The sequence below is a fragment of the Microbacter margulisiae genome (genome assembly GCF_014192515.1).
Taxonomy (GTDB): Bacteria; Bacteroidota; Bacteroidia; order Bacteroidales; family Paludibacteraceae; genus Microbacter; species Microbacter margulisiae.
Window position 1 is genome coordinate 855,222 of sequence record NZ_JACHYB010000002.1, and the last position, 24,293, is coordinate 879,514.

The 24,293-nt window shown below is 39.4% G+C and carries 20 protein-coding genes; 5 read left to right on the forward strand and 15 right to left on the reverse strand.

The window, feature by feature from the left end:
- Positions 1-229 precede the first annotated feature (229 nt).
- The 3 genes from FHX64_RS12630 to FHX64_RS12640 form a co-directional block, all read right to left on the reverse strand.
- Positions 230-1,003 (reverse strand): porin family protein, encoded by a 774-nt coding sequence (locus tag FHX64_RS12630; protein ID WP_183414185.1) that lies wholly within the window; start codon positions 1,001-1,003, stop codon positions 230-232.
- Between the two features lie 138 nt (positions 1,004-1,141).
- Positions 1,142-2,611: a radical SAM protein gene (locus FHX64_RS12635; protein ID WP_183414186.1), complete on the reverse strand. Its 1,470-nt coding sequence runs from the start codon at positions 2,609-2,611 to the stop codon at positions 1,142-1,144.
- A 671-nt stretch (positions 2,612-3,282) separates the two neighbouring features.
- The gene (locus FHX64_RS12640; RefSeq protein WP_183414187.1) at positions 3,283-3,930 is read right to left on the reverse strand and encodes a TetR/AcrR family transcriptional regulator; all 648 of its coding nucleotides are present in this window, start codon (positions 3,928-3,930) and stop codon (positions 3,283-3,285) included.
- A gap of 272 nt (positions 3,931-4,202) precedes the next feature.
- Here FHX64_RS12640 and FHX64_RS12645 point away from each other — a divergent pair, with 272 nt between their 5' ends.
- The 5 genes from FHX64_RS12645 (at position 4,203) to FHX64_RS12665 (ending at position 9,557) form a co-directional block, all read left to right on the forward strand.
- Positions 4,203-5,402: a glycosyltransferase family 87 protein gene (locus FHX64_RS12645; protein WP_183414188.1), complete on the forward strand. Its 1,200-nt coding sequence runs from the start codon at positions 4,203-4,205 to the stop codon at positions 5,400-5,402.
- The gene (locus FHX64_RS12650) at positions 5,399-6,334 is read left to right on the forward strand and encodes a glycosyltransferase family 2 protein (protein WP_183414189.1); all 936 of its coding nucleotides are present in this window, start codon (positions 5,399-5,401) and stop codon (positions 6,332-6,334) included. The genes FHX64_RS12645 and FHX64_RS12650 overlap by 4 nt, the downstream gene beginning before the upstream one ends.
- Before the next feature lie 17 nt (positions 6,335-6,351).
- Positions 6,352-7,137: a polysaccharide deacetylase family protein gene (locus FHX64_RS12655; RefSeq protein ID WP_183414190.1), complete on the forward strand. Its 786-nt coding sequence runs from the start codon at positions 6,352-6,354 to the stop codon at positions 7,135-7,137.
- Between the two features lie 481 nt (positions 7,138-7,618).
- Complete coding sequence (locus tag FHX64_RS12660) at positions 7,619-8,611, forward strand: Gfo/Idh/MocA family protein (protein ID WP_183414191.1); 993 nt, start codon at positions 7,619-7,621, stop codon at positions 8,609-8,611.
- Between the two features lie 295 nt (positions 8,612-8,906).
- Positions 8,907-9,557: a porin family protein gene (locus FHX64_RS12665; RefSeq protein ID WP_183414192.1), complete on the forward strand. Its 651-nt coding sequence runs from the start codon at positions 8,907-8,909 to the stop codon at positions 9,555-9,557.
- 21 nt (positions 9,558-9,578) lie between these two features.
- On the opposite strand, the gene FHX64_RS12670 is transcribed toward FHX64_RS12665, so the two are convergent.
- The 12 genes from FHX64_RS12670 to FHX64_RS12725 form a co-directional block, all read right to left on the reverse strand.
- Positions 9,579-11,882 (reverse strand): ATP-dependent helicase, encoded by a 2,304-nt coding sequence (locus FHX64_RS12670; protein ID WP_183414193.1) that lies wholly within the window; start codon positions 11,880-11,882, stop codon positions 9,579-9,581.
- A gap of 160 nt (positions 11,883-12,042) precedes the next feature.
- Positions 12,043-12,798, reverse strand: a complete 756-nt coding sequence (gene tpiA / locus FHX64_RS12675) for a triose-phosphate isomerase (protein WP_183414194.1) — start codon at positions 12,796-12,798, stop codon at positions 12,043-12,045.
- 8 nt (positions 12,799-12,806) lie between these two features.
- Complete coding sequence (locus FHX64_RS12680; protein WP_183414195.1) at positions 12,807-14,069, reverse strand: BT_3928 family protein; 1,263 nt, start codon at positions 14,067-14,069, stop codon at positions 12,807-12,809.
- A 38-nt stretch (positions 14,070-14,107) separates the two neighbouring features.
- Positions 14,108-14,680 carry a DUF1599 domain-containing protein gene (locus FHX64_RS12685; RefSeq protein ID WP_183414196.1) on the reverse strand — a complete coding sequence of 191 codons (573 nt, stop codon included), beginning with the start codon at positions 14,678-14,680 and terminating at the stop codon, positions 14,108-14,110.
- A gap of 226 nt (positions 14,681-14,906) precedes the next feature.
- Positions 14,907-15,455: a 30S ribosomal protein S16 gene (locus tag FHX64_RS12690; protein ID WP_183414197.1), complete on the reverse strand. Its 549-nt coding sequence runs from the start codon at positions 15,453-15,455 to the stop codon at positions 14,907-14,909.
- A gap of 242 nt (positions 15,456-15,697) precedes the next feature.
- Positions 15,698-16,540 carry a M23 family metallopeptidase gene (locus FHX64_RS12695; protein WP_246392470.1) on the reverse strand — a complete coding sequence of 281 codons (843 nt, stop codon included), beginning with the start codon at positions 16,538-16,540 and terminating at the stop codon, positions 15,698-15,700.
- 19 nt (positions 16,541-16,559) lie between these two features.
- Positions 16,560-17,024: a nucleoside-diphosphate kinase gene (ndk, locus tag FHX64_RS12700; RefSeq protein WP_183414198.1), complete on the reverse strand. Its 465-nt coding sequence runs from the start codon at positions 17,022-17,024 to the stop codon at positions 16,560-16,562.
- Positions 17,025-17,105: 81 nt separating this feature from the next.
- A complete protein-coding gene (gene recG / locus FHX64_RS12705) occupies positions 17,106-19,205 on the reverse strand; it encodes an ATP-dependent DNA helicase RecG (RefSeq protein ID WP_183414199.1) in 2,100 nt (699 codons plus the stop codon).
- Positions 19,206-19,327: 122 nt separating this feature from the next.
- Positions 19,328-20,002: a 2-C-methyl-D-erythritol 4-phosphate cytidylyltransferase gene (locus FHX64_RS12710; protein ID WP_183414200.1), complete on the reverse strand. Its 675-nt coding sequence runs from the start codon at positions 20,000-20,002 to the stop codon at positions 19,328-19,330.
- 494 nt (positions 20,003-20,496) lie between these two features.
- Positions 20,497-21,435, reverse strand: a complete 939-nt coding sequence (locus FHX64_RS12715) for an alpha/beta hydrolase (RefSeq protein WP_183414201.1) — start codon at positions 21,433-21,435, stop codon at positions 20,497-20,499.
- A gap of 5 nt (positions 21,436-21,440) precedes the next feature.
- Positions 21,441-22,094: a GDSL-type esterase/lipase family protein gene (locus FHX64_RS12720; RefSeq protein ID WP_183414202.1), complete on the reverse strand. Its 654-nt coding sequence runs from the start codon at positions 22,092-22,094 to the stop codon at positions 21,441-21,443.
- Between the two features lie 277 nt (positions 22,095-22,371).
- A complete protein-coding gene (locus FHX64_RS12725; protein WP_183414203.1) occupies positions 22,372-24,000 on the reverse strand; it encodes a glycoside hydrolase family 43 protein in 1,629 nt (542 codons plus the stop codon).
- Positions 24,001-24,293 lie beyond the last annotated feature (293 nt).

The following is a 24,293-nucleotide window of genomic DNA, read 5'->3' on the forward strand; positions in this document are numbered from 1 at the left end:
GCTATATATTTCCATACAACCCCTATCAAAAAGAAAATTAATTGATTACATCCATCGGACAAGACATTTCACGGGATGATATGCAAATATGCAGGCAGCTATAGTATATGCTCCCGAATGCTTTTTCCCGATATAGTATCGCATAAAATAACAAGGGTGAAAGGGGTGGAAAACTCCAACTCCTTTCACCCCCAAGGTTAACAAAAGATACCCCTTAGCTATGGCTATATTACAATGGAACAGAATAACCTAACGAGATCAAAAGATTCCCAATATGGTTACTCCCATCCTGAGCATATCTTTGAACGTTAGTTAACCCATAAGCGCCTCTGAAATCCAGTGTAATTGCACCAAACCCCACACTCTGCGAAAAACCAATGCCCCCGGTCAAACCAAAATTAAATGTATTGATTTGGCTGGTAACACTTGTACTGGCATCAAATGAAACGGCCTGGCTTGAAACAGGTTGCGTTCCTGCCTCATCAGCATAAACCATGCTTGAGCCACCCGTAACCTGTTTTGCATTCAACCGTAAGCCAACATACGGACCGAAGTCAATATAAAACTTCGATGTCTTGCTTAAAGGAAGAATATACTTGGCCATTACAGGAAGCTCCAGATAATTCAATACAGATTCATTGTTGTAATTTGCATAAAAATAGGTACCGGCAGGTACTTGCGGATTAATTGATGAAGCATCTAACGCCTGCATCCCATCCCTTTTTCCACCTTCACTTGAATAGAGAAGATCGGCACGCCATGCAAAATGCGAACTTGTGTACCAATTGAACGTGACACCAAAAGCACCTCCGGTACGCGATGACCAATTGGCGCTTAAGGGATTGCCGCCACCCCCGGTTAAATCAGGGATGTTTAGCCCACCAAAGGCTCCTAAAGTGAAATTTGATTCACCATTGTTCAATTCTTTATTCGACATAGATTGAGCCATCACCCATGTCATTGAACAAATCAATAAAAACGAGGTTACAAATAATTTTCTCATACTCAAAAAATTAAAATAAACAATCAATGCTCATTGATCACATTTTTATCAAGCTCAAGAAATTTTCTGTTGCAGGGGGAGTCGTCGTTCTCTATCGCCCATACTTCCTCAAAAATACAAACCTCATGGGAGTAAATCCTATTGATCTACTTCATGACTGACAAGGTTCTTCTCCGATTTCAGATATTTCTCTTCAAAAAGTTTGTCTGTCAATCTGCTTAATTCGTCATCAAAATCTTTCATCATGGCTTCATACATCGGATCACTCAATACGGCTTCTGCATCTGCATCTTCACCTTTTGCATCCGGCGTCAAAATATGGTGTTTAAAATTGTCATAATGATCACGAATCGAACAGGACATCAAACCATTCCCCCGGTGCTCAGGATCATCAAAGCGGTATTTGTTTTGCCAGGCTCTTCCATTCCTGAACATCTTAGATTGAATGGCATCTCCCAGATCCTTCCCGCTTGCATAAATATCTTTAATATTATCTTTGTAGTAAGGCACAAATACACAAGGCATTACGTTTCCATTCCAATCAATATAGAAATAGCCGCCAAAGCGTCCATAAGCAATGCAGCCGCTCGACAAAGAACCGGAATTCCAGAAATCAGCAATAGGATAATGTTTTTCATTAAGCAGTGTAGACCATTTCTCATATAACTTGACCCGTTGGTCAGGTTGAATCATCAGATCGACCACATCCTTCCCCTTGCCGATAGGCATTAACTGGAACTGCCACATATAAGTCGCGCCCTCTTCATTGAAGAAATAATCATAAAAATCGTCCTGCATCAAAATATCAAAGTTTTGACTGGTGGCTGTCACCGAAATACCAAAAGGAACACCTACTTTTCTTAGGTTAGCCATTGCTTTCAAAATATGGCTATAAATGCCCTTCCCCCGCCTGCTATCCGTCTGTTCTTCCCACCCTTCAACCGAAATAGCGGGAGTCACATTCCCAAGTTTCGCTAATTTTCCGGCAATAGTTTCATTGATCAGGGTTCCATTTGTGTAAACCAGAAAAAACGTGTCATTAAACTCCTCAAATATATCGAGCAACGTTTTTCCGCTATCTTTATACATGAACGGTTCGCCCCCGCTAATAGTCATAAAACGGCTTCCGAAAAGGTCGTGATTTTCTTTGACAATACGTCTCGCAGTTTCAAAATCCAGCTTTTCCGCAATAGCAGAGTCAGCCGAAGCATAACATCCTACACAATGCAGATTACATCCTTTGCCCGGTGATAAAACAAGAAAAGTCGGAGGATACTCGCCATGCTTCTCCTTGAAAGTTTCTTTGGCAGTGTTTAGCGTAGCATAACGGTCGGGGCTATAGGAATCACCTACAAATACCTGAGCCATCTTCTTTACCACATTTGGGTTAATCACCCTTTTATCCAGATTCTTCTTTGCCTGATGTAAAATGCCGCTTGCAAAGGCAAACTGATCAAGCTTCTCCTGATGTAGCTGCTCTTTCCCCAGGTTCATAATGCTATTGTACAAATACTTGTCCAATTGTCTGACAGCTACACTGCGTAATGTCCTGTTAGCTATCACCTGATTCACAGCTTCTTTGAAAATCACTTGCTTAATAGTTCCCATCGTCGTTTATATTTAGAAAATTGAATATCCGGATGAAACATTGTAAGTATGTACTTACAATATATATCATGAACCAACTTTACAGAGACAAAGCACAGCAAATATATTCACTCATTTGTGTTTTCATTCCGGTATTACATTTTTTGAATCAAAATAGCCACGTTTTGATATTTATTAATCTCTGATACTCTCCTTATTTATATCAACTTAGCAAAAAAGTTAAATACTAAATTAAACATTGACACTCACTTTTGAACCTGCTATAGATAGACAACACAGCATATATTTATACACAAAACCATGTCGCGATAAAATATTTCAAAGAATGGATTATGACGATCTTGATCATACCTCACTTATTTTACCCGGCAGGAAGCGTATGAATTCTATACAAGCCGGTAAAAATATGAAGCAATTATATTTTTATATATTAACACATAAGACACTGCAAAATATTCGATATTGAGTCAGGCTCATCACATAATAACCACAATGCACTAAAAAATAAAGTTATATCAAGATTTTGGTTGATGGGAAAGAAAAACGGTAAAAAATACAACTTACCATCTAAATGATAAATTATAAGATGATGACGTTTCTAAAAGAAATTAGTGGATAGGTTCAAATCTTTTTACATGTAAGTAGTTACTCAACAGCAACTACTTCGAAAACTATTTCCGCAACATCTTAAGCAAAAGCTCCAGCATTTGCTTGCAAAAATCAGTCTGATAATAAAGACCACCATTGAGTGCCAGTTCGATATTTAAGGTAACAGGAATGCCCAGATAAATTAAAGGGACACGGTCAATGTTGGCCTGATCATCCCACATCCCTATCGCTACCCCATCAAGAATAATTTTACTCACCAGATTCCGCTGAATATTAAATATTTGCTGCAAACTGCTTTTCAAAGCCGAATCGTCGCTATGCAATGCCTCCGAGAATAATAACAGGGTAATACCTCTTTTTTCGGCCAAATATCGGATTGTTACACACAAAAATTTCTCCAGTCTTACATCGGGGGACAATGATGATACGGCGACTTCACGTAACTGGTTTATTAACTCACGTTGAACATCTTCCAAAATTGACAAAAGGATATCCTGCTTGGTAGCAAAATGACGAAAAATAGCACCTTCACTCATCCCGATATGTTTAGCAATATTTTTTGTCGATAAAGACTTCAATCCTTCAGTAAAGATAATCTCTAATACCGCCTGTTTTATCTCATCCTGCCTTACTTCAGTCGTTTTGCGTGCCATTTTGTTTGCGAGTATTTGCTTACGAAGGTAATGTAAATCAAAAGAGGTATCAAGCATTATAATATTATTTAACACTAACATTGCTATAAATATCAACATCTTTGTAATTTACAAAGAATAGAATGGACATTCCCTCAAATTAAATCCAGTCAGAAGATGCGTTATCTTGTAGAATTCTAAAGGAATAATTATTAAGACAACGGAGGACAGAAAATCTCAATAATTACACGAATTTAACTAAACAGTTAAACAAACATCAATATCTTTGTAGAGCTAATTAGAGATTATATTAAATAACATATCTCATTCAATCCCCATATAAATCTTTCATGAATCCACTACTAAAAAGCGTCAAAACAGCCTCATCAAAATTACTAAACAGATCATTTTGGCAAGATTACCGGACTAGCCTTATTGTATGGATTGGAACCGGATTGTTTATTGCTATAAAAGGAGTAGTGACTCACAGTGTACACAACAATTATCTCATATACAAATATGTATTCTGGCATGTAGTAGAGAAATTACCTCTATTTCCACCCTATCCCCATCTATATCAAGATGTAAATAACTATGGCCCTCTCTTTGGCGTTATCATAGCTCCGTTTGCTTTGCTTCCCGATTGGTTGGGAGTGCCGTTGTGGGAAGCCTCGCTTGCGCTCCTTCTGTTTGCTGCAATCCGGCAACTACCGCTCAAACAATGGCAACATGCTGTTATTTTCTGGTTTTCTTACAACTCACTATTCACTTCCCTTACCAATGTTCAGTTTAATATTGCCATAGTAGCCCTGATTATACTCACCCTGACAAGTACCCGCAAAGAAAAAGAGATATGGGCGTCACTATTCATTGTCATCGGAACGCTTGTAAAACTATATGGCATTGTCGGGCTTGCTTTCCTGTTTTTCTCCAGGCGCAAACTGCGCTTCATTGGCTGGTTGATGGTGTGGTTCATTGTTCTGGGAGCTTTGCCTATGGTAATTTCCTCTCCCGAATACATCCTCAACCAATACGCTGCCTGGGGGCATGAACTCATCTTAAAAAACAGGGAAAATACATTCTCACTCATGCAGGACATGTCCGTCATGGGGATGATTCGCAAGACAACAGGACACTTTGAATGGTCCAACTTCCCCATGCTGGCTGTTGGAGCAATATTATTCCTGGTCTCATATTTACAGTTTAATCGCTATCGTCAAGCAGGATTCCAAATGCTCACGCTGGCATCAGTACTGCTTTTCACCGTCCTGTTTAGCACCAGCACCGAACCGAACACATTCATTATCGGCATAGTTGGAGTTGCAATATGGTTTGTTATCCAACCACACTCCATCACCAGGTGGCAATGGATATTGCTAACACTTGCCTTCGTGTTTACCAGCATGCCGTCATCCGACCTGTTTCCTGCCTATTTGCGCAACCACTACATGTTTCCGTATGCGCTCTTAGCTCTTCCATGCACAATTATATGGTTTACAATTGTTTATGAAACTACATTTTTGAAACATAAAACCTATAACATCACATGAAAACAATCAGTATTGTTATCCCGGCTTATAATGAAGAAAATAATATTGCTCCCTTAACGACTGCAATAAAGAGTTTTTTTCCACATCATCGGTATCAATACGAAATTATTTTTATAGATGATGGTAGCACTGATAATACACTAACTCAAATACAAAAGATAGCACAACAAGACAAACATGTCTTTTATCTTGAGCTCTCCCGTAATTTTGGACACCAAAACGCATTGAAAGCCGGGATCGATTATGCTACCGGAGATTGTGTCATTACAATGGATTGCGACATGCAACATCCACCACATCTTCTTAATAGTTTAATTGAAAAATGGGAAGAAGGTTATGATATTGTTTATACAAGACGTATAGAAAATCAAAACACATCTTTAGTAAAAAAGGAATCAGGGAAAATATATTATCACATTTTTAATTGGCTGGCAGAAGTCAATATTGAGAAAGGAACAGCCGATTTTCGCTTGATGGACAGACGTGTAGTCGAGATATTCACCGGGTTTAACGAAAATGATCTTTTTATTCGTGGCTTAATTCCATGGTTGGGATTCAAGCAAACTGCTATAAACTATGAACCCAATGAACGGCTCTCGGGAAAAACAAAATACTCACTTCGAAAAATGTTCCTTTTGGCAATCAATGGCATAACATCATTAAGCATCAGACCATTATATGCAGCAATTTACTTAGGATTAACCATCTCCCTGCTGGCAATTTTGGCTATTCCATTCGTAATTATTAGCTTTCAACCTCATCGACATATTATTTTTATCTGGGCATCAATCCTTATTGCAATTGCTTTTTTTGGAGGGATGCAACTTACTATCTTGGGGACAATTGGACTTTATATTGGGAAAATATTCTTACAGGTAAAACACAGACCCTTGTATATAGTTAGAAAAACAAACATCCCTGATCATCAATAAGATTATACACCGGTTTTATGCACCTTTTATTAAGCTTTGATATTGAAGAGTTTGATACACCAAATGAATACGGGAAATCCCTATCTTTTGAAGAGCAAATGATACCTTCCATACAAGGAACAAAGCAAATTCTCGCACTACTTACGCAAAAACAGATAAAAGCGACCTTTTTTTGTACTGTCAGATTTGCACAATATGCCCCTGATTTAATAAACGAAATGGTAAATGCCGGACATGAAGTGGCTTCTCATGGCATTTCACATTCTACCTTTACGCTAACAGATTTAGCCGATTCCAAACAAGCACTTGAACTTATCACACAGCATCCTGTCTATGGCTTCCGTATGGCTCGTATGATGAAAATCGCCCCTAACGAAATTGAAAAAGCCGGTTATCATTACGATTCGTCGCTTAATCCAACTTTTCTTCCCGGACGCTATAACCACTATTTCCAGCCGCGCACAATTTTTCGGAATGAAAATCTATGGCAAATTCCTGCCTCTGTAACCCCATATTTGCGGATTCCTTTATTTTGGTTATCCCTTCATAATATGCCCGTCAAACTGTATATCAAACTATTGACAAAAACACTACAACATGATGGATATGCAGTCATCTACTTTCACCCTTGGGAGTTTGTTGATTTACACCAAGCTAAATTTGGACTTCCCCATTATATTTGTACCCATTCGGGAGATCCTTTTACCTCGCGTTTAGCTACGGTCATTGATCAAGCAAAAACACAAAACTGTGTTTTCATGACCTTTACCGAATATATAGCTAAACATCAACCTATACAATAAAATTATGCCTTTTCGTAGGTTCCTCAATAAAACAGGGCGTTAGCTCTGCGAGTGGTTCACTCTGCTTTGAATCTCAATAAAACATTATAATTCTGCTTCCTAAACTTTTAATCACATATTCATATATAATAACCCATATATATTCCATACTTATTCCATAGATAACCCATAGATATTTCATAGTAATATATTATGAGATATCTATAGCTAAATATAGGATTAGCTATGAAATAAATAGTTATAGACAACAATTAAATATTAGGCAGTCCCATTCATAATCCTCTTTTAAGATCGTGACAACAGGAAGCAAAATTATGTCAGAGAACCGTCATAACCATCTTCTGGCAATTAAAAACCAGAGCATTATTCCCTTGCCTTTTCAGAAAAAACATCTTATCTTGCGAAGGTTTCAGCAGCAATTTTGAGCAATCACTGAAACGCATGACAGTCAATCTGATTTTATGATATAAACCTATATACAATGGAAAATCGACGCGTCAAATGGGGAATTTTAGGGACGGGACGAATTGCACACACATTTGCCCAGGCATTACAAGTTGTAACAAACTCTGAACTGATAGCCGTTGGATCCCGGAACAAAGAGAAAGCAACTCAGTTTGCTTCTGAATTTAAGATATTAAAAGCGTATGGAAGTTACGAAGAACTCATAGGTGATCCCGAGGTTGATGTGGTATATATTGCGACACCACACAATCTGCACGAAGCAAATACCATCCTTGCTCTCAATCATCATAAACATGTACTCTGCGAAAAACCGATGGGAGTCAATCGTAAAGAGTCCCTACGAATGATGGAAAAAGCCAAAGCGGAAAACCTATTCCTGATGGAAGCCCTGTGGAGCCGTTTTCTGCCCAATATTATTAAAGCAAAAGAACTCGTCGATGCGGGGGAGATTGGCGAAGTAAAACTATTAACCGCTTTCTTTTCCATAAGATCGGTAAACGGGCCGGAACATCGCCATTTCAATATTGATTTATGTGGTGGAGCCATCTTAGACATTGGCATTTATAATATTTTCCTGTCCCTGTTTCTACTGGGGAAACCGAAAAGTTTTACAGCTATGGCAGGCCTAAGCGAACAGGGAGGTGACAATAGCAGCAGCTATACATTCAAATATGACAAGGATGTGCTTGCCGTCATGTATTCCTCATTTATGGGAGAAGCACCTATTGTAGCCGAAATCATTGGCACAAAAGGGAAACTTACCCTCGAACATGTGTGGTTCGCCCCGGGCAACATAAAAGCAACTTATCTGGATGGAAGCGAAAAGATCTATTCATTCGACATAAAAGGGAATGGTTATGAATACGAAGCGGAAGAGGCAGCAGCTTGTATCCTGGCCGGAAAGACACAAAGCGAACTATGGAGCTGGACCGATAGCCTGCAATTAATGGAAATGATGGATGCCATCAGAGCGCAGTGTGGAATTGTATACCCTAAGCACGATTTATAGACAAATATTCCTCACCAGAAAGATCCATTTTTGTGACAATATGTTAGTCCTGTTTGATGTAATAACGTGAGCTGTAACAGGTAGAGACCAATCATTCAAACCAATCTAATTCGTTAAATAACAACAAAGGAGATGCATTTGAGGTTGGATCTATCTATCTTTGAAATATAGAACTATAAAAACTCTATTTTTAAGCTGAAAACACATGTTCCAACAGAGACATGTTACTACCAATGCAGTATGTCAGTCGTAGCACGCATACCTTACATATTGAAATAATATAAATCACATTGTCATGAAAAAGCTTATTATCCTCAGTCTTATCCTTTTCTCAGGACAACTTTTGTTTGCACAAATGTTAAGCATCGGTGTAAAGGCCGGATATGAAGCAGCTTCCGGCTATAACGAAATGAAAGATTTAAATCTTTCCAGTAATGTAGTCAACGAATTAAAATCAGGCTTTGCGAATGGTGTACAAGTTGGAGGATGGATGCGGATCGGAGCCAAGCAACTCTATCTACAGCCTGAGGTACTCTTCGATTTTAAGAAAGCCAGCCAAACCGTGTATGTAGACAATACACCCCTGCAAAGCTCATTCAAATCCAATACAATAGAAGTACCTGTATTGTTAGGATACAAACTCATTGACTTGAAAGTCCTGAATTTGCATGTAACTACCGGTCCCCGGTTTATTCTCAACGCGGGGTCTTCCATGACACAAACAAATAGCTGGGGATCCTTTAGTTCAAGCCTTACCCAACAGGTCAAGAGCGGGAACTGGGGATGGCAATTCGGTGCAGGATTCGATATTCTGGCCTTAAGTATTAATGTGGATTATTGCCATTATTTCTCACCGGCTACATCATTCACATTAAACGGACAAACATTCAGCACCAGCAACAGCGGACATGTCATTTTTCTCTCTCTGGGATGGAGATTATTCTAATGACGCAATATTCACAATTAGTTATTCCAAAATCTTGAGTTTGGCATACTTGAGAAGCAAAGCACGTGTGCCGTTATCTCCAAAATCGATGTTAGCCTTCCAGTTGCCGTCCATTTGTTCCAAAGCCAGAACGACTCCTGTGCCAAATTTTTCGTGATAGACCTTGTTTCCAATTGTCACGCCTCCACCTGATTGGTATACGGTATCAGAAGATGCTTCTTCTTTGGATGCGCCTGGTGTTAACCGTTTCCAGGAAGAAACAGGCCCGGATGACATTGATGGACGTTGCGGAGGCATATTCTTATTATATACTTCCAGCGGCTTGGGTTGCTCAACATGCGCCTGGCGGAAATCAGCTGGCAGATCAATCAAAGCCTGGTCAATATCTGATAAGAAGCGGCTTGGATGGGTAAAGTTCAACTGCCCGTTTTTAAATCGACTTTTTGCATAGCTGATATAACAACGTTCCTCAGCGCGGGTTAAAGCAACATAGAACAATCGCCGTTCTTCCTCAAGTTCGCGGTCGGAAGAGACATAACCGGACGGGAATAAGTCCTCTTCCATTCCTACAATAAAGACGTTACGAAATTCCAATCCCTTTGCGGCGTGAATGGTCATCATGGTAAGTTTATCCGTTGATTCGGCGGTATCCATATCCTGATCGGTCAACAAAGAAACTTCAGATAGAAAATCCGTCAGACCAATTTGCGTTTCACCTTCATTCACTTTTTGTTCGCAAAACTCATGAATTCCTGTCAGCAATTCCTGAATATTCTCACGCCGGCTTAGCGTTTCCACAGCATTATCCTCCAGCATGTCTTCATTAATTCCTACCGTTTTGATGATCTTTACTGCCAGTTCGTATGCATCCAGTTTTTGGGCTTCGACTGACAGCGAATAAATCATATCATGGAAATTGAGCAACTTCTGAGCTGTTGGTTTATTTACAGGCAATTGAAAAAACTGAGGATCACCAATGACCGACCATAGAGATACCTGATTCTGTCTGGCAGAATCGCTAACCTTGTTTATAGTTGTTTCGCCAATGCCACGGGCAGGATAGTTGATGCAACGCTTCAGGGCTTCACTGTCAGAAGGATTTACAATTAGCCTGAAATAGGCCAATACATCGCGAATCTCCTTTCGTTGGTAAAATGACAGTCCACCATAAATCCGATATGGAATATTTCGCTCACGGAGAGCCTCCTCAAAATTCCGGGATTGAGCATTTGTCCTGTATAGAATGGCAAAGTCGCTGTATGGGTCATGTTCCTGATAATAAAGGTCAGCCACTTCTTTTGCCACCAAATATCCTTCTTCCGTATCTGTCAGCGCTGATATCAGTTGGATTCGTGTCCCTTTATTCTTTTCTGAAAATACATTTTTTTGAATCTGCGCTTTATTCTTCTGAATCAAGCTATTGGCTGCCGCAACAATATTTTGTGTCGATCGATAATTCTGCTCTAATTTAAACAGTTTGCTATTAGGAAACTGGCTTTTGAACTGGAGAATATTATCAATATTTGCGCCACGGAACGAATAAATACTTTGCGCATCATCCCCCACAACGGCTATACGCTGATGGATTTCAGCCAAACGTTTTACAATGATATGCTGTGCCAGATTCGTATCCTGATATTCATCAACCAGAATGAATTGAAACCGGCTCCGATAATCGTCCAAGACTTCCGGAAAATCACGGAAAAGAATATTGGCGTAGAGCAACATGTCATCAAAGTCCATTGCATTTGCTTTACGGCATTGATAGGCATATTCGGCATAAATGCGGCTAAATTGCGGGATCCGTTGAGCTGCATCTGATTTTAACAGATCAGCATATGTTTCATATGAAGAAGCTGTAATTAAATTATTCTTGGCATACGAGATACGGCTTTGAATTAATCCGGGTTTATACACCTTATCATCCAGTTGCATCTCTTTAATGATTGATTTCAGGACACTACGGGAATCAGAAGCATCGTACACCGTAAAATCTCTGGTAAATCCAATTCGTTCTGCTTCGGCTCTCAGCATTCGGGAGAAGATGGAGTGGAAGGTTCCCATCCAAAGCCATCGGGCACGTTCATGCCCTACCAAATCTGCAATACGTCGTTTCATTTCACGTGCAGCCTTATTGGTAAATGTCAAAGCCAAGATTGTGGAAGGATGATATCCATTCAACAATAAATAAGCAATCTTAAACGTGAGTACACGCGTCTTTCCAGACCCGGCTCCGGCTATCACCAACGAAGGCCCGTCATTATAAACAACAGCTTCTTTTTGATTTTCATTCAATTGATCCAACAATGCCTCTAACGATATCATACTTCCGAATCAGATAAAATAACAGACAAAGATAGCTTTTCACAGCGCTCTGTCTGTTTATATTTTTCAGGACTAAAGGTAACAAAAGTACCCAATAAATAAAAAAATAAGGAGCAAACGATATCGTATGCTCCTCTCTTATGCTCAGAAAAGTTTATAATCAGAAAGCATTAATTATCGTAAGAAAATCGGCTGCTTTTAAAGAAGCTCCTCCGATTAAGCCACCGTCAATATCCGGTTGAGAAAACAATTCAGCAGCATTTTTTGCATTGCAGCTTCCGCCGTAAAGAATAGATGTATTTTCTGCAATTTCTTTACCAAATTTTGCAGCAATAAGACTACGTATGAAAGCAAGCATTTCCTGGGCCTGTTCAGTCGAAGCCGTAACGCCAGTACCAATGGCCCAGATGGGTTCGTAAGCTATGACAATTTTCTTGAAATCATCTGCACTCAGGTTGAAGATTGTTTCATCAAGCTGTGTTTTTACGAAATCATTTTGAGTATTTGCATTCCGTACTTCCAACGCTTCTCCACAGCAATAAATCGGTGTTAATCCATTCTCTAAAGCCAAAGCCACCTTACTATTCAGAATTTCACTGGTTTCGCTGTAATATTCACGGCGTTCAGAATGTCCAAGAATAACATATTCTGCACCGGTAGATTTCACCATTGCTGCACTAACTTCACCCGTATAAGCTCCAGATGCCTTATCTGCACAATTTTGAGCAGCAACACCAATATGTTTGGTATCTATCGCAGATGCTACGGAAGCCAAGTGAATAAAAGGAGTTCCGATAATTACATCACAATTAGTGGTTTTGCCACTTAACGCACTGTTCAATTCTTTAGCTAACTCAAGTCCTTCCTGCAAGGTTTTGTTCATTTTCCAATTCCCTGCTACAATGTTTTTTCTCATTTGATTGATTAATTAGTAGTTTGATAATAACTATTTTTTGACTGTTTATATTTAGTCGTAAGCCATAGGCGGATAACCCAAAACAGAATGATATACAGTACCGCAAAGCCCAGTGCCTCCCAGGCTGAAGGAATAGAAGGTGTCTCATCATTCGGATTGCTGCTTAGGGGATCTGTCAAACGGGGCAATGCATCGTTTGACCATTTATTTAGCACCGTCCCGTGATACAGAAGTATCAACCCCGGATTAGAACGTATCATTGTTTTTAATGTCGTAGGATCAGTAGTACAAATTGGAAACCCGACTTTGTTGACTTGCTGGAAATGAGCTATAACGTCACTAGCTGAACCCGTAAGCATGTAAAAAGCATAATGATTCTGTTGAGCAAACTGGTAGATATGTTCAATTCTTGCAAGATGATTTGTCGACATTTGATCCAAATCATATGATACCAACAAAAAAAGATACTTATTTAAGTTCAATATACTGTCTGTCAGATCATTCATATTAGCATCGCGAATGGAAAAATCATGAATGGCAGGAGTAAATCCCTTTTTAATCAATCGCGTATGTTGTGCTACAAACGTCCACGTCGAATCTGGATAATTCTCTAAGGAAAATTCTTTCTGCACTCCATTTTTTTCTAAAGTAAATGTCGTCGAATAGACATTTGCCTGAGCTCCAGGAGGAACAGCCATCTCCTTCGGAAGATTTTTTCCTATTTTGTAAGGACGAAAATCGATCATTGGCAAATAATGATAATTAACATGTGCAAAAGCCATGGCAAAAATCAGGGAATATCCCATTAAAACCCATTCCGCCTTGGGTTTTAAGATCACTGTATGATAACGCATTAAAATAAAGATGGCTATTACCAGCAGCGATAAGATTATGTTTTTATCGAAAGTAGCCCAATTGCCAATCACCAAGGCATCTCCAAAACAGCCGCAGTCTGATACAGGATTTTTCAAAGCAATCCAAAGCGTTAATGGCGTCATTACTATCATAAAAACAGCCGCAGTGATCATTGTAATTTTCAATCGAATACCAGCAAGTAGATTTAATCCGATCAATAATTCAATAACAGACAACGCAACCGCAAATACAAGGGCCGATCCAGACAAGCGCTCCAATCCCATCACCGCAAAGTAATCCTGAAATTTGTACGCAGTACCTAGCGGGTCAATCAATTTGACAAAACCCGAAAAGACAAAAACTACACCAAGTAACCAGCGGAAAATTTTTAACAAATTGGTTAGTAAAGAGTTCATGATGAAAAGTTCGTGCTATTTGTCTTTTGCATATATAATCATTCCGGAGACTGAATTGTTGATTCAGAGTCAGGCTCAAATTCAAGTTTGATCAAGGCGAAAACAGCATAGTTGATCATATCAGCATAATTTGCATCGATACCTTCAGATATCAGAGTCTTTCCTTTATTATCTTCAATTTGCTTGGTACGGTAGAGTTTGGTTAGGATAAGATCAACATATGAAGCAATACGCATTGAGCGCCATGCTTCACCATAATCATGATTTTTAGCCATCATCAATGCTTTGGATTGCTGAGTATAAAAATCATAAAGAGTTAAAGCATCCTGTGGAGATAAATCAGCCTCTTCGGCATATCCTTTTGCCAATTGAATCAATCCGATTACACCATAGTTAACAATCGCAATCCATTCATTTTTAGCACTTTCATCAATCATAGCTTCCTTTTTCGTTTCAAGCGAACGAATCCGGCTTGCTTTGATAAACAATTGATCGGTAACTGATGCAGGACGTAAAATACGCCAGGAACTACCGTAATCCATCAGCTTTTTAGAAAAAATATCACGGCACTGACGAATAATTACATCGTATTGCTGATCGGTAGTAAGCATAAAATTGATATTGAAAAGAAACAAGACTGGTTATTTCTTATGGTTCAGACAGAAACCAAATCCAATCTTCTGATTATGATAGACCATTAATGATGTTCAAAGGTACTCAATTTTTTGGGTTTGGACAACTTCAGCAAAACCATGACAGAGCAGATGCAAGTAAAAAGCCGTCTATCCAATTGAGAATAGACGGCTTGAAGAACAACAAGCACAAAGTGCTATTTTTTTAATTTGCAGCCTCTGTTGATGCTGTTGCAGCTGCGGCAGCAGCTTCTTTGGCAGCCTCAACAGCCTTAGCAGCAAGCGCAGCCGATTCTTCAGCTTGTTTTTTTGCCAAAGCTTCAACTTTAACCTGATTTTTTGCCACTTCTTCTTCGTGACGTTTTTTGCTTTTTTCTTGCAATTCAGCAGATAATTTGTCTTTCAATGAATCCACAGATGCAATACGAGCGGATTTCCATGCAGCAAATCGTTTCTGAGCTTCTACTTCATCAAATGCACCTTTTTTTACGCCTCCCTGCAAATGCTTCATCAATAAGACACCTTCATCCGAAAGAATATTACGAGCTGTATCCGTTGGTACTGCGCCAACATTTACCCAATACAAAGCACGATCAAAGTTAAGATCAATCGTTGCCGGATTTGTATTAGGATTATACGATCCGATTCGCTCAATAAATTTTCCATCACGCGGTGCCCGACCATCGGCGATAACAATGTGATAATAGGCATATCCCTTGCGGCCGTGTCTTTGTAGTCTGATTTTCGTTGCCATTGATTGTTGAATTAAATAAATAAAATAAAAGCCTAAGTGCTTTTTCTCGAAAAGCGGCACAAAGGTACGCTTTTTTTCAATTGGTTGTATTTGTTTCTCAAGATTGCTCCCTTTTTTCTATTGGATTTATCAATATTGAGTCGTCTTAGGTAAAATCAAACTACTAATAGATAAAAAAAGGTTTGCAAGCAATAAGCTCACGAACCTTTTCTTCTCTATTATTCAATATGATTAATTTCTGACTATCTTCTGTGGTATCTTCTTTTTGCTTTATGCGCTCTGGCCAAACTTTTTCTAAAATTAGAAGATGGAGTTAAATGAGCATATTCATAATCAAAAGATCCGCGCTTAGTGATTTCGTAAGTATCGTGCCATGGTGTTCCATCTGCAAAGTCAAATATCTTTTCCGGATTAATAGCATTACCCAGATAACGTACTTCAAAATGCAAATGTGGTCCTGTGGAACGCCCTGTACTACCTCCTAATCCTAAAACATCTCCAGCTTTAAGATATTCATTTTCACGAACCAGTATCTTGGATAAATGTCCGTAAATTGTTTCCAGTCCATTATCATGGCGAACAACAACATAGTTGCCGTATCCGCCCGGTTCATAACCTGTAATACGAACCCTACCATCAAAGGCGCAACGAACAGGATCACCAATATTTAACTTCAGATCCGTTCCGTAATGCATGCGATGAAAACGACTTCTCCACCCAAAATGCGATGTAATCCATGATTGTACAGGAGGAACAAACTGCGAAACATCAATCTTAACAGAATCTGGCAGTTTGGAAACAGGCATATGATATGGATTTATTCTACTGTTTGTCCATGATTCGTAAATACCACTGGCAGGAATATTCGAATCATCTTCAGTAGCATTGGGATCCTCTTCTTGTTGCATCTTTTGCAACATCAAAGCATTTAAAGCATTAATTTGGCGTTGCACGTCATCTACAGCGGCTAATTGTCGAGGATGCGAATAGTGGTGCCTTACGTGTACTCTTTTCTTAGCAAAAGCATGAGGTGCAAATCCGTAAGAAAACAGCCAAATAAAGGAGAAAAAAATCACTTTCTTCATAGCTCTCGTTGTGGGTTTATCAATTCAGTTCATCTGGTGCATACAACGCAGTTGACATCACCGTTTTATAATCAAAAAGTTCTTCCGGCTTAAAAAACCGGTCTATCTCTATTTGTGCAGTCGCTAATGAATCTGAAGCATGAATAAGATTCTTCAAAGCGCTGATACTATAATCTCCACGAATTGTCCCCGGCGTTGCATTACGACCATTTGTAGGTCCCACCATTTCACGAACGAGTCTGACAGCTTCTTTCCCTTTTACGCACATCGCAATTACTGGCGTTTTTTGCATAGCTTCCTTGAGTATAGGGAAGAAAGGTTTACTAACTAAATGGGAATAATGTTCTTCTATTAATTCGTCCGAAAGGCGGATCATTTTCATTCCAACAATAAGTAAGCCTTTTTTCTCCAATCTGGAAAGAATTTCTCCAACCAAACCACGCTCTATAGAGCTAGGTTTCAACAAAATAAGTGTTCTTTGCATGGTATACTAATTCGATATAATTCTAATTTCAGGTCAAAGTAAGAAATAAAAAATGATATCTCCAAATTTAGTGAACCTTTTTTAGCTGATTTTTTTCCAGTCTATAGTGCCTTTTTGCATTTTTTGGAGTTGCTTTTTCAATATTGTATGTTCAGGACGTTGCAATAGGGGGTCTTCCTCAAGCATTTCCATGGCTATTTTTCGTGCAAATTGAAGCATTTGTCCATCTCGGGCTAAATTGGCAACACGTAAAGTAAAAGGAATTCCGCTTTGTTGCGTTCCTTCAATATCTCCGGGTCCTCTAAGCTTCAAATCTGCGTCTGCAATTTCAAAGCCATCATTCGTGCGGGTCATAATCTCCATTCGCTTCCGGGTGTCTTTTCCGAGCTCAAAAGGAGTCATAAGTATACAATACGACTGATCACATCCGCGGCCTACTCTTCCTCTCAACTGATGAAGTTGTGAAAGTCCGAATCGTTGGGCACTTTCAATGATCATCACCGATGCGTTAGGCACATTGACACCAACCTCAATAACAGTAGTAGCAACCAGAATTTGTATTTTTCTTTCTGCGAACTGGGTCATTGCGGCTTCTTTTTCGGTTGGAGTCAGACGTCCGTGTACCATACCTGCACTAAACTTAGGGAATCGTTCTTTAATCATATTGAATCCATCGGTGAGATTTTGAAAATCCATCTTTTCCGATTCTTCAATAAGCGGATACACGACATAGACCTGACGTCCTGCCGTAATTTCTTGTTCTATAAAATGATACAACGCACCTCTCCTTTTTTCATAAAAATGAAGCGTTTGGATTGGCTTCCTTCCCGGAGGCAGCTCATCGATCACAGACACTTCCAGATCCCCGTACAACGTCATGGCCAGGGTACGGGGAATGGGAGTGGCAGTCATAACTAAGATATGAGGAGCCAATTCATTTTTCATCCACATTTTAGCCCGTTGGGCAACGCCGAAACGATGCTGTTCATCTATAACCACTAAGCCTAAATTGGCAAATTGTACTTCATCTTCCAACAAAGCATGGGTTCCAACCAATAAATGAAGTGACCCTGCCCGTAATTGCTCATGCAATCTTACCCGGTCTGACTTACGCGTAGAACCTGTCAGTAAACCAACTGTAACATTCATTTTTTGCAAGAAACGACTGATGGTCTCAAAATGCTGTATTGCCAGAATCTCTGTTGGGGCCATAATACAAGCCTGAAAGCCATTATCCATTGCAATGAGCATCACCATCAAAGCGACCAAAGTTTTGCCACTTCCCACATCGCCTTGTAGCAATCGGTTCATCTGATGTCCACTCCCAACATCGGCTCGTATCTCGCGGATTACCTTTTTTTGAGCATTTGTCAGTTCAAAAGGCAAGCAATGATGATAAAACGTATTGAAATAAGCCCCTACGTGCGCAAACATATAACCTTTCGATTGCATGGCCCGCTGTTTTGCTATCCGTAAAAGAGAAAGCTGAATATAAAAAAGCTCTTCAAATTTAATGCGCTGTTTTGCCTTAGAGAGTCTCTGTGCATTTACAGGAAAATGCATAGTGCTTATCGCCTCATGCAAAGGCATCAAAGTGAATTTTTTTATCAAATATGACGGAAGTGTTTCGGGAATTGGTTCTAACAGATTATGAAGCAATGTAAACATGATCTTCTGAATCGCCTTTGAATTCAGAAAATTAGATTTCATCTTTTCTGTCGTACCATAATAACCCTGCAAAATACTATTTGTCTGCAATGTATTTTGGTCAACTGACTCAATTTCAGGATGAGCAATAGAAAACCGACCATTGAAAACAGTCGGTTTCCCAAAAATAATATACGGAGTATCAACCTGATATTGTTTTTGAACATATTGAATCCCCTGAAACCAAATCAATTCCAATGACCCTGTTCCGTCAGCAAAACGGGCAGTTAACCGCTGGCGACGACCTTCTCCCTGCCTTGAGAAATGGACAATACTCCCTTTCAGTTGCACATATCCAACGTCATGTTGCAATTCGGCAACGGAATAAAACCGGCTTCGGTCAATATATTTATACGGGAAATAATAGAGTAGATCTTCGGCTGTCTTTATTTGCAGTTCATTTCGTAATAATTCGGCCCGTTTGGGGCCAATGCCAGGAATAAACTGAATATCGCTTGTATTGAGATCAATCATGCCGTAAGAAAATGTCTTAAGCAAAAACCATTTTACAACTTGAGCCCAACCATCTTTATCACAGCAGAACGAACCGTCAATCCTGATAGATAACGGACTATCATAATGCTGAAAAATTTCGTTTATTTTTTATCCAACGAAAGAATCCATTCTGCAACTTTCAAATCTACCGGATTGGTAATCTTAATGTTCCGACGCTCTCCTTCAATTATATTTACTGCAATACCAAATGAATCAACCAATGAAGCGTCATCTGTATAATTATCCGGTTGCGCTTTGCGATAGGCCATCTTTAAAACAATGGAATTGAAAATCTGAGGTGTCTGGACAGTGAAAAAGTCATTCCGATTGACACTTTTTGTTCCATGGTTGGTACGCTGACGAATAGATTCTACAATTTCAGATGCCGGAACTGCTGATCCCATTTTTTCAGCCACATCGAAGCATCTTTGAATCAAATCAATGCTAACCAACGGACGAACTCCGTCATGTACAGCAATAAGACCTTCCCCCTGCACCATTTCTACAGCATGCGACACAGAATCATAACGGGTATCTCCACCCGGTACGATTTGATGGGGTATTTTAAAATGATATTTTATGCAAAGCTTCCCCCATGTATTAAAATGTTCCTGAGGCAATACAACAAATATCTTCATACCAGCGTCAAAACGGGCAAAAGCTTCAATTGAACGCATCACAACAGGCATTCCATCCAACTCCAGAAACTGTTTTGGGAGTTCCGTTCCCATTCTGACTCCTTTCCCCCCGGCTACAATAATTGCAAATCGCTTCATAGTGTTTTTAAGTTACATAGATATTATCAAATACAACTGAAAATATGGCATATTGCCACATGAATAGCAGCGAATATCTATAAGATTGTATTAACGAGGCAAACTTAAACAATAAATTTCAAACCACGAAGTTTTGACAAGATATACAGTAAGGGAAAAGAAAAAACAAGATTAACAGCAACTTTCACGTAACAGCAATGACAGTTTCGCCATACCGTTTAATATTGAAGTGCGATAAACTATTCGTCCAATAACATCATAAAACAAAAAAAATGAATTCTGAGAGCTAATTTCATGTATAATTAATTCACCCTACTTTCTTGCTATTCCATTTCCAATTGAATTCACAGAATTTTTTGTACGCAGGAAATTTTCATCCGGTGATTAGCCATTTTATATTCCATACAATAAGACTTCCTCATTCTTAGCTTGCCGGGAATGTCCTATTCCTGACAAAAGGCCAGTACTATCTTTAGAAAAATATACAATAGTCCCTACTTTACGAGACCATGCATTCTAAGCCATCTGATACAGGCTTGCGGCCAGGATGATTCTGTATCATGTGTCCAGTTTGCCAATCCAAAACCATGCCCTCCTCTTTCATATAAATGAAGCTCACAGGGAATCTTATATTTCGTAAGAGCCAATGCATAATCGATACTGTTCTGCACTGGAACCACATTATCGTCCAGCGATTGTACCAAAAAAGCCGGAGGGGTATTCTGATTGACCTGCAATTCATTTGAATACAACTGTACCAATGCCGAATCCGGATGCTCTCCCAGCAAATTAATACGCGAACCCATGTGAGTAATTTTTTCCCTCATCGAAATTACGGGATAAATTAAAAGGGAGAAATCGGGTCGCGCACTGACTGAATCTTTCATTTTATAAACCTTTTGATTATAATGCGTTGACAATGTAGAAGCGACATGTCCACCAGCGGAAAAACCCATGATACCTATTTTGTGGGGATCAATGTTCCATTGTTTCGCATGGCTGCGCACGATGCGCATCGCCCGTTGGGCATCCTGTAGCGGGCCAATGGTTTTATCGACCATAATTGCCGAGTCGGGCAGGCGGTATTTTAAAACAAAAGCCGTGATACCAAGCGTATTCATCCACTCTGCAACCTGCGATCCTTCATGCTTGATGGCCAATAGACTGTATCCCCCGCCAGGACAAATAATAACTGCCGTACCGTTAGCTTTGTCTGCCGGTGCAGGATAATAATCAAGCGTAGGATCGGATATGTTCTTTTCCCATGTAAAGTACTGATTGGAACCGATTTGTGCTTTATAGGACGGATCAGGTTTTGAGTTCGGAACTCCATTGGGCCAGAGTTTAATTACATTGGTTTGAGCTGTTGCGGCACTAAAAGAAAATATCAACGCAACAATAATCAGATTCAGTTTAAATGTGACTACTTTCATCTTTTCTATTTATTTGAATTGTGTTCTAAATCTTTCGCTATAACGTCTGCCATGATTCTGGCGCCTTCTACATCGGGATGAATCCCGTCAAAGAAATATTGACCATAGGGTTTCATTTGGTCGTGGAGATCCATCACATGAAGATGATTTTTTTGAGCGACGTTTTTTATTATAGGGATGATCCATTTGGTTAATGTAGAATCATTAATCGTCCATTTACTTTTAAATGCCGGAACAGGCAGGCAAAGATAAATCGCTGGCCTGGGATGTATCGTTTCAAAAGTATCTACCAACGCCTGATAATCCCTGGCAAAGCTGGTCGAATCCCAGTTTTGGGTTTTAGTATCATTGGTGCCAAGCTGAATAATAATGATATTGGGCTTATATGCAAATACATCGTAAAACTCCTTGCATGTCCAATAGGGGAAATCTCCATGTTTCCTAAGCGTGGTGGCGCTTCGTCCCAGATTCATTACCGTATAACCCTTTCCTAAAATGCTGTCGAGCTGAACCGGATAGGAGGTTTTACTTTGGCATGGCAATCCATACCCTTCGGTGATGCTATCGCCTACACAGGCAATTTTTTTCTCTGTTGAACAGGAGGAAAATAAAAGAACCAATAGTGATAACGCTAAAATTATTCCGTTTGCATGTTTCATTTCAAGTCTATTTTTAATTTACCAAATTACGATATGCAAATTCATTCCAGAGATTTGAGAAAAAGTGATTTGCGGCCATCGGATCCGCAAATCACTTCCAAACTTCCTAAGAATCTTGATGGATTGCTTCCCTGCAGATACTACAATAAAAACCAAATAAAGGACTGTTTTTTCTGCATCCGACAGAGGCAAAGATACAAAATTTTGATTTATAGAATCTAACTTCTCTCGACAGATGTATATTCTCTTCATATTTGTAACAGAAAACTCTTTCTTCCTAGTTCGATATATCTTTACTTCTCATTAGCCAAGAATATGGCACTACTGGGTTTTCTTCATAATCAAACCAGTCGAAATCGGCAGGATTGACATTAGCCTTTCCATTGCCCGAGGCATACATTCCTATATAAGTACCTATAAACCCGCCTATTTTTTCAGTAGACAAATCTTTAGTTGTGGCTGAACCAACAAATTCTGCTTTATTTCCTTCTTCTTGTACCCAAAAACTGTATTTAAAAGCAGTAGCTCCAATTCTCAAAATAATGTCCCCATCAGGAATTTTTTTGTAAGTCACACTTACAGCTTTATTATGCAAATACTTTCGTAACATAACAACCCGTTTGCCGTCAAGAAGTGTTATAAGAAAATCATAATGATTCTGATCATCACCTCTTACCACTAAACCCGCTTCTTCATTTGGGGTAGTAGGAGTAAAGCTAATCTTCGTCGAAGCAACCATATTAAAAGCAGTTTGGCGACGGCCAATAAAAGCCGGAGAATCCTGATCTTTAAGACTTATTCTTGAGCCGTACAGACGTAAGAACCCAGGTCGTGCCGTTAGCGACCAATCGGCCGAATATGGATTACGGATAAAATTCCAACAAAGTCGAAGTGTAGTACGGCTAAAATTATCGCGTATTGGATCCTTCCCCCAACTATATTCAGGAAGATTAGGAACAACGTATTCTGGATTCACGACCCCATTAGTTCCCCCCTTTGGCCAGCCATCGGCATTCCATGTAACAGGTGCAAGAAAAGTTTCACGACCCAAATGATGATAATGCCCTCCCTGTGGCCTGATTCCAAGACACACTAACCACCAGCTACTATCCGGAAGCTGCACTAAATCGGCATGGCCTATTGCCTGAAATGGATTATCGAAATCGTTTTTATTGGAAATGACGGGATTTATTGGACTTACCTCATAAGGCCCCCAAGGAGACCGACTCCTCTGTATTACTTCCATGTGCTGATAACCCGTCCCGCCTTCGGCAGACATTAAGTAGTAATATCCGTTTATTTTGTACAAGTGCGGCCCCTCAGGACTTGAGCTACCTGTTCCATGTGCAATTACTTTAGGAGCTTTGTAGAACTTGCCTGTAGCAAGATTCAAGGTTGCCAACAAAAAATTACCTTTATTATCAGGGCAAACGTAGTAGACGCTGTCATTTGCAAATAATAAAGATGGATCAACTCCCCAATTATTAACCCAATGAGGATCCGACCATGGTCCTGCAGGATTTGTTGCCGTTACATAAAAAGCTCCTTGCGAACCATGTCCGCCATAATTGGTACATGTAACATAAAAAGTGCCATTGTGATATCGGATTGTAGGGGCAAAATTTCCACCTGAGGAATAAGCTCCTCCCAGAGGACAATTGCTTGTACGCGACAAAACATAACCAATCATTTTCCAGTGTACTAAATCTTTACTATGGTAGATTGGCAAACCAGGAAAATACTCAAAACTGGAAGTAACCAGATAAAAATCATCGCCAACCCTACAAACGCTTGGATCAGGATTCATACCTGTAAGTACGGGATTTTTGAATGTTGTTTGACCCATGGCTCCACTTATCAATACAACAAGGAAAAAGGTAACGAATGCAATATTTTTCAACATCATAAATTATTAAACTTGAACTTTTTAAACTTTATTTCGATATAAACATTATTATCATTTATTTATCTGCCAGTAAAGCTATTTAGTTGATGTACAATGACTGCTTTTTACTGACAATAGATAAGACCCTCTGGGAAGAGACGACAAATTCACATTGATTGGTATATGCCCGTCATGATTTACAACAAAAGCTTTGATTTGTCGACCTTCCCTGGTCAAACACAACTATATCGCCCCAACCACCATTTTAGAAAATCGGGACAACACCATCAAAATCAAACTCAGTAATATCCTTT

What these genes read in the sequence shown, in the direction of transcription:
- FHX64_RS12630 (WP_183414185.1), bottom strand. Translation starts at nt 1,003, where the DNA reads ATGAGAAAATTATTTGTAACCTCGTTTTTATTGATTTGTTCAATGACA.
- FHX64_RS12635 (WP_183414186.1), bottom strand. Translation starts at nt 2,611, where the DNA reads ATGGGAACTATTAAGCAAGTGATTTTCAAAGAAGCTGTGAATCAGGTG.
- FHX64_RS12640 (WP_183414187.1), bottom strand. Translation starts at nt 3,930, where the DNA reads ATGCTTGATACCTCTTTTGATTTACATTACCTTCGTAAGCAAATACTC.
- FHX64_RS12645 (WP_183414188.1), top strand. Translation starts at nt 4,203, where the DNA reads ATGAATCCACTACTAAAAAGCGTCAAAACAGCCTCATCAAAATTACTA.
- FHX64_RS12650 (WP_183414189.1), top strand. Translation starts at nt 5,399, where the DNA reads ATGAAAACAATCAGTATTGTTATCCCGGCTTATAATGAAGAAAATAAT.
- FHX64_RS12655 (WP_183414190.1), top strand. Translation starts at nt 6,352, where the DNA reads ATGCACCTTTTATTAAGCTTTGATATTGAAGAGTTTGATACACCAAAT.
- FHX64_RS12660 (WP_183414191.1), top strand. Translation starts at nt 7,619, where the DNA reads ATGGAAAATCGACGCGTCAAATGGGGAATTTTAGGGACGGGACGAATT.
- FHX64_RS12665 (WP_183414192.1), top strand. Translation starts at nt 8,907, where the DNA reads ATGAAAAAGCTTATTATCCTCAGTCTTATCCTTTTCTCAGGACAACTT.
- FHX64_RS12670 (WP_183414193.1), bottom strand. Translation starts at nt 11,882, where the DNA reads ATGATATCGTTAGAGGCATTGTTGGATCAATTGAATGAAAATCAAAAA.
- tpiA (WP_183414194.1), bottom strand. Translation starts at nt 12,798, where the DNA reads ATGAGAAAAAACATTGTAGCAGGGAATTGGAAAATGAACAAAACCTTG.
- FHX64_RS12680 (WP_183414195.1), bottom strand. Translation starts at nt 14,069, where the DNA reads ATGAACTCTTTACTAACCAATTTGTTAAAAATTTTCCGCTGGTTACTT.
- FHX64_RS12685 (WP_183414196.1), bottom strand. Translation starts at nt 14,680, where the DNA reads ATGCTTACTACCGATCAGCAATACGATGTAATTATTCGTCAGTGCCGT.
- FHX64_RS12690 (WP_183414197.1), bottom strand. Translation starts at nt 15,455, where the DNA reads ATGGCAACGAAAATCAGACTACAAAGACACGGCCGCAAGGGATATGCC.
- FHX64_RS12695 (WP_246392470.1), bottom strand. Translation starts at nt 16,540, where the DNA reads ATGAAGAAAGTGATTTTTTTCTCCTTTATTTGGCTGTTTTCTTACGGA.
- ndk (WP_183414198.1), bottom strand. Translation starts at nt 17,024, where the DNA reads ATGCAAAGAACACTTATTTTGTTGAAACCTAGCTCTATAGAGCGTGGT.
- recG (WP_183414199.1), bottom strand. Translation starts at nt 19,205, where the DNA reads ATGATTGATCTCAATACAAGCGATATTCAGTTTATTCCTGGCATTGGC.
- FHX64_RS12710 (WP_183414200.1), bottom strand. Translation starts at nt 20,002, where the DNA reads ATGAAGCGATTTGCAATTATTGTAGCCGGGGGGAAAGGAGTCAGAATG.
- FHX64_RS12715 (WP_183414201.1), bottom strand. Translation starts at nt 21,435, where the DNA reads ATGAAAGTAGTCACATTTAAACTGAATCTGATTATTGTTGCGTTGATA.
- FHX64_RS12720 (WP_183414202.1), bottom strand. Translation starts at nt 22,094, where the DNA reads ATGAAACATGCAAACGGAATAATTTTAGCGTTATCACTATTGGTTCTT.
- FHX64_RS12725 (WP_183414203.1), bottom strand. Translation starts at nt 24,000, where the DNA reads ATGATGTTGAAAAATATTGCATTCGTTACCTTTTTCCTTGTTGTATTG.